At 65.5% G+C, this 5,787-nt stretch carries 5 protein-coding genes; all 5 read right to left on the reverse strand.

All coding sequences use genetic code 11. The features are described from left to right. Positions 1 to 744 (reverse strand): tripartite tricarboxylate transporter substrate binding protein (locus JOY90_RS28690; protein ID WP_291694463.1); only part of this gene is annotated, 744 nt, incomplete at its 3' end. A gap of 149 nt (positions 745 to 893) precedes the next feature. Further along, positions 894 to 1,691, reverse strand: a complete 798-nt coding sequence (locus JOY90_RS28695; protein ID WP_291694464.1) for an enoyl-CoA hydratase/isomerase family protein — start codon at positions 1,689 to 1,691, stop codon at positions 894 to 896. Between the two features lie 51 nt (positions 1,692 to 1,742). Further along, positions 1,743 to 2,942 carry an aminotransferase class V-fold PLP-dependent enzyme gene (locus JOY90_RS28700; RefSeq protein WP_291694465.1) on the reverse strand — a complete coding sequence of 400 codons (1,200 nt, stop codon included), beginning with the start codon at positions 2,940 to 2,942 and terminating at the stop codon, positions 1,743 to 1,745. A gap of 126 nt (positions 2,943 to 3,068) precedes the next feature. Next, a complete protein-coding gene (locus JOY90_RS28705; RefSeq protein ID WP_291694466.1) occupies positions 3,069 to 4,352 on the reverse strand; it encodes an MFS transporter in 1,284 nt (427 codons plus the stop codon). Positions 4,353 to 4,574: 222 nt separating this feature from the next. Then, positions 4,575 to 5,780 carry an alanine--glyoxylate aminotransferase family protein gene (locus JOY90_RS28710; RefSeq protein WP_291694467.1) on the reverse strand — a complete coding sequence of 402 codons (1,206 nt, stop codon included), beginning with the start codon at positions 5,778 to 5,780 and terminating at the stop codon, positions 4,575 to 4,577. Positions 5,781 to 5,787: the final 7 nt, after the last annotated feature.

The raw sequence follows: 5,787 nt of genomic DNA on the forward strand, positions 1-5,787 counted from the left end.
CCCTCCCTCCTTGCAGGTCGGGATGTCGTGCCAGGACTGGCTCTCGGTCACCTTCTCCTGATAGGCGATCCGCTCCTTGTCGAACACGCAGAGCGCGCGGACCTGCCCGGCCCGCCACACTTCGAGGTTTTCGGAAGGGTTGTTGACGTTGGAGTCGATGTGGCTGCCGACGAGCTGGGTGGCGGCTTCGCCGCCGGACTTGTAGGGCAGATAGGCGAACTTGGCGCCGGTCTTCTGCTCGACGAACACGGTCAGCACGTGGTCCTCGCGCTTCGATCCCGTGCCGCCCATCTTGAACGGCGTGCCCGCAGCTTTCGCCGCCGCAATGAATTCCTTGACCGTCTTGGGTCCTGACGCGTTGTCCCACAGCACGAACTGGTCGAGCGCGATCACCGACACCGGCGTCAATTCCTGCCAGGAGAACGGGATCTTGGCCGACAGCGGCAGCATGTAGATCAGCGAATAGGCGATCAGGATCTTGTTCGGATCGCCCTCGCTGGATTTCATGTACATCAAGGCCTCGGCGCCGGACGCCCCGCCCTTGAGCGAGACCACCATCGGCGCCTTCATCAGGTTGTTCTTCTGGATCGCCGCCTGCATCATGCGCGCCATCTGATCGGAGGCGCCGCCTGCGCCGGCTGCGACCACGATCTCGACGGGCTTCGAAGGCTCCCAGCCGGCAACAGCGGGCGCGCCAAGGAGCATTGCCGCCAGCGCGGCCGCGGCTTTGGTTAGATGTCGCACGTGTTTGATTCCCTGTAGATTCTTGCGCCGCGGGACGCGGCGGGATGCTTGCAGGGTAATATTGTGCGGGCTCAATACGGCAAGTTCAAGCAGGCTCCTGCCACACTGCCAGTGATTTTTTGGCGCCAGATTGCAGCGCGCCGCAGCAACTACCGGCCCTTGAAGTTCGGAGCCCGCTTGTTCAGGAACGCGTCCATGCCCTCGCGGAAATCCTCGCTCATATAGGCCTTGAGGATCAGGTCCTCGCCCTCGTCGCGCGACAGGGTGCGGCGGATGCGGCGGACCGCCTCCTTGGTGACTTCGAGGGTGATCGGCGCATGGGAAGCCACGAGCTTGGCGGTTTCCATCGCGCGCCGCTGCAGCGCCTCGACATCGGGCACCACCTCGTTCAGGAGCCCGAGCGCCAGCGCCTCCGGCGCTTCGACCAGGCGCGCTTTGAAGATCAGGTCCTTGGTCCGCGCCGGCCCGATCAGCGCGACCAGGCGGGAAATATTGGACATCGACAGGCAGTTGCCGAGCGTGCGCGCGATCGGAAACCCGATCCGCGTCGTCTCGGTGCCGATCCGGATGTCGCAGCAGGCCGCGATGCCCGCGCCGCCGCCGGTGCAGGCGCCGGCGATCGCGGCGATGACGGGCACCCGGCAGCTTTCCAGCGTACCCAGCACCCGGTCGATCCGCGCCTCGTAGTCGAGCGAATCCTGGGCCGTCTTGAACGCCCGGAATTGCGAGATGTCGGTGCCGGAGGCGAACGCCTTGTCACCGGTGCCGGTCAGGATCAGCGCCTTGATGGAGCGGTCGGCGTTGATGTCCTCGCAGACCTTGGCCATCTGCTCATACATCGCGAAGGTCAGCGCGTTGCGCGCCTGCGGACGGTTGAAGGTCAGCCGCGCGATGCCGTCCTCGACGGCATAGAGCAGGTCTTCGCTGGAATTGACCGGGGCGTTCATCGCGCGCTCTTCCTTTACGCTGTTGGATACTGGCACCAGTTCAAGCACCGCTCATGCCACCGCGGCCTTCTGCATCGGCACCACCTCGCGGCCCTTGAGCACGTCCATGGCGGCGAGCACGCCGCCTGTGCGATGCGGCACCTTGGCCAGGTCGAGCCCCATCTCGACGCCGGACAGCGTGCCCATCAGCATCAGGTCGTTGAAATGGCCGATATGGCCGATGCGAAACGCCTTGCCCTTGATCTTGTTCAGCCCGGTGCCGAGCGACATGTCGAAATTCTCCAGCACCACTTTGCGGAAATGGTCGGCATCGTGGCCCTCGGGCATGACAACGCCGGTCAGCGCCGGCGAATGCGCCTGCGGATCCTGGCACTGGGTCTCCAGGCCCCAGACCTTCATCGCCGCGCGGGTGGCGGCGCTGTGGCGCTTGTGGCGGGCGAAGACGTTCTCGAGCCCTTCTTCCTCCAGCATCCGGATCGCTTCCCGCAGGCCGAACAGCAGGTTGATCGCGGGCGTATAGGGGAAGGTGCCGAGCTTGTTGAAGGCGATGACGTCCTCCCACTCCCAATAAGAGCGCAGGCCCGGATTGGCCTTCGCGACCGCCAGCGCCTTCTCCGAGACCGCGTTGAAGCCGAGCCCGGGCGGCAGCATCAATCCCTTCTGCGAGCCCGCGACGGAGACGTCGATGCCCCAGGCGTCGTGTTCGTATTCCAGCGAGCCGAGGCCGGAGATGGTGTCGACCATCAACAGCGCCGGGTGCTTGAGATCGTCCATGATCTTGCGGACCTCGCGCGGATAGGTCACGCAGGCGGTCGAGGTCTCGTTGTGCACGACCATGACCGCCTTGATCTGGTGCGGCTTGTCGGCGGCAAGCCGGACCGCGATCTGCTCGAGGTCGGCGCCGCGGCGCCAGTCGCCGGGGATGAAGTCGACGTCGAGCTTGAACTTGTCGGCAATGCCGCGCCACAGCACGGCGAACTGGCCGGTCTCGCACATCAGCACCTTGTCGCCCGGCTGCAGCGTGTTGACGATCGCCGCCTCCCAGGCGCCGGTTCCCGACGAGGGGTAAATGATCACCGGCTGCGTGGTGCGGAACATCCGCTGCATGCCCTGGAGCACCGCAAAACCGAGCTCGGCAAACTCCGGACCCCGATGGTCCAGGCCCGGCATGTCCATCGCCCGCAGCACGCGGTCGGGGATGTTGGTCGGTCCTGGGATCTGGAGGAAATGCCTCCCGGTGTGCAAGGTCATGGCGTTGTTTCCCGGTCTCGTGATTTTCGGCGGCGGGTCGAATAGCATCATTCGCCCAGCTTGTCCCCTCGGGAATTGCCAAGTCGACGTGTCAGAGGGGAGAATTTCCGCCAGTAAACCATGGCCTTATTCCGCCGCCAACACCTCTCCGGCCGGCACGGCATCGTTGGTCTCGCCGAACGGCAGCTCGGGCCGCATCAGGAAGGCGGAGAACAGGCCGACCAGCAAGAGCCCCATCGACATCAGGAACGGCAGGTACCAGTTGCCGGTGGCGTCGATGACGAAACCCGCGACCAGCGGCGAGACGATCGCCGCCAGCGCCGAGCCGGTGTTCATGATGCCGGCCGCGGTGCCCGAATATTTCGGCGCGATGTCCATCGGCACCGACCACATCGGCCCGATCACGAGCTCGGCGAAGAAGAAGCCGGCCGACAGGCACAGCGCCACCACCGTGATGTCGTGAATGAACAGGATCGGAAACAGCGAGGCCAGCGCGCCAGCAAAGCCGAGCACGGTCACGCTGAGCCGTGCGAGGCGCACATTGCCGCTCGCCCTGAGGATGCGGTCGGACAGGATGCCGCCGAGACTGTCGCCGATGACGCCGGCGAAGAACACGCCGGAGGCGAACAGCGCCGACTTGCCGATCTCCAGGCCATAATTGTTCTTGAAGAACAGCGGCAGCCAGTTGAGGTAGAGCCACAGCGTCCAGCCGTAGCAGAAATAGGTCAGCGTCACCGGCCACATCCGCTGCAACAGCGGCGCCCAGGGCACCTGCGGACGGGCCGTGGTCGGACGCGGCGGCAGGGTCGCGAGCTCAGCCTCGGTGATCGCGGCGTGCTCCTTCGGCTCGTTGCGGAAGTACCAGGCCCAGACCGCGCCCCAGATCAGGCTGACGAGGCCGACCGCGACGAAGGAGCCGCGCCAGGTCAGCCAGCCGATCAGCGCAGCGATCAAGGGCGGCGTGATGGCATTGCCGAGCCGGGCAAAAGCGTGGGTCAGCCCCTGCGCGAAGCCGCGCCGGCTCTCCGGCGTCCAGTACTGCATGGCGCGGGTCGCGGTCGGGAAGGTCGCGCCCTCGCCGAAACCGAGCGCGATGCGGGCGATGAACAGCGTCACGATGCCGGTGACCGCACCGGTCATGATGGTCGCCGCAGCCCAGATCATGCCGCACCAGAACAACGTCTTGCGCGGCCCGAAATGGTCGCCGACCCAGCCGCCGATGACCTGGAACAGCAGATAGGGATAGGCGAAAGCGGAAAACACCAGGCCGAGCTGGGTGTTGGAGAGGTGAAGCTCCTTCTGAATCCCGCTCGCGGCCGTGCCGATGTTCACGCGGTCGATGTAGGTGATGAAGTACATGATACAGAGCATCGCCAGCACGACATGCGTGGCCTTGAACCGAAACTTCAAACACGGCCTCCCTGGGCTTTGATTGTTCTGTCGAAATTTCGGAGCCGCAGGGTGGGCTAAGGCGCGACCGCGTCCGCCGTAGCTCGCAGAGCGAAGGCGGAAGCGCCGTGCGCACCATCATGCCACCAGCATGGCGTTGAATGGTGGGCACGCTCGTGCCCCCGGCGAGCTTGCGTGCATGTGGTCGCTCAGCCCACCTTACCGATCATTGATGCACCAAGATTAGCTGCCGACCACCTTCAGATGCGCGCCGGCATTGCTTGCGGTGCGCTGCTCCAGGAATTTCATCGCCGCATCGACACCGCCTGCGCGGTGCGGCACGCCCGCAACCGACAGTCCCATCTCGACGCCCGTGAGCGCGGCCAGCAGCGTCAGGTCGTTGCACTCGCCGAGATGGCCGATCCGGAACACTTTTCCTGCAACCTTCGACAGGCCCGAGCCGAGCGACATGTTGAAATTGTCCAGCACCACCTTCCGGAACGCGTCCGCGTCATGGCCCGGCGGCATCAGTACCGCGGTCAAGACCGGCGAATAGTCGCGCGGCTCCTGGCACAGCACCTCCAGGCCCCAATGCTCGACCGCGGTCCGGGTCGCCGCCGCCAGCCGCTGGTGGCGGGCGAACACCTTGTCCAGCCCCTCTTCAAGCAGCATCGCAATCGCTTCACGCAATCCGTAAAGCAGGTTGGTCGCGGGCGTATAGGGGAAGAATCCGTTCGCATTCGGCTTCAGCATCTCCTCCCAGTCCCAGTAGGAGCGCGGCATCAGATTGACCTTGGCGGCGGCGCGCGCCTTGTCCGAGATGGCGTTGAAGCCGAGCCCGGGCGGCAGCATGAAGCCCTTCTGCGAGCAGGAGACGCTGACATCGACCTTCCATTCGTCATGCCGGTAGTCGACCGAGCCGAGCGAGGAGATGGTGTCGACCATCAGCAGCGCCGGATGGCCGGCGTGGTCGATCGCCGCACGCACCTCGCCGACCCGGCTGGTGGCGCCGGTCGAGGTCTCGTTATGCACCACCATCACCGCCTTGATCTGGTGCGCCTTGTCCTCGGTGAGCCGCTGCTCGACCGCCGCAGGATCGACGCCGCGCCGCCAGTCGCCCGGCATGAAATCGACCTCGATGCCCCAGCGCCCGGCCATCTGCCGCCACAGCGTGGCGAAATGCCCGGTCTCGACCATCAGCACCTTGTCGCCGGGCGACAGCGTGTTGACGATCGCGGCCTCCCAGGCGCCGGTGCCGGAGGACGGGAAGATGATGACGGAACCTGCGGTCTGGAAAATCGTCCGGCTGCCTTCCAGCACGGTGCGCCCGAGCTCGCCGAATTCGGGGCTGCGGTGGTCGATCACCGGCATGTCCATCGCACGCAGCACGCGGTCGGGGACCGGGCTCGGCCCTGGAATCTGCAGGAAATGGCGCCCTTGCCGCATGATGACCTCC

It is taken from the genome of Bradyrhizobium sp. (assembly GCF_019242285.1).
Lineage (GTDB): Bacteria > Pseudomonadota > Alphaproteobacteria > Rhizobiales > Xanthobacteraceae > Bradyrhizobium.

Bases quoted from the DNA above. Each gene is read 5' to 3' on its own strand.
- JOY90_RS28700 (WP_291694465.1), bottom strand. From the start codon at position 2,942: ATGACCTTGCACACCGGGAGGCATTTCCTCCAGATCCCAGGACCGACC.
- JOY90_RS28695 (WP_291694464.1), bottom strand. From the start codon at position 1,691: ATGAACGCCCCGGTCAATTCCAGCGAAGACCTGCTCTATGCCGTCGAG.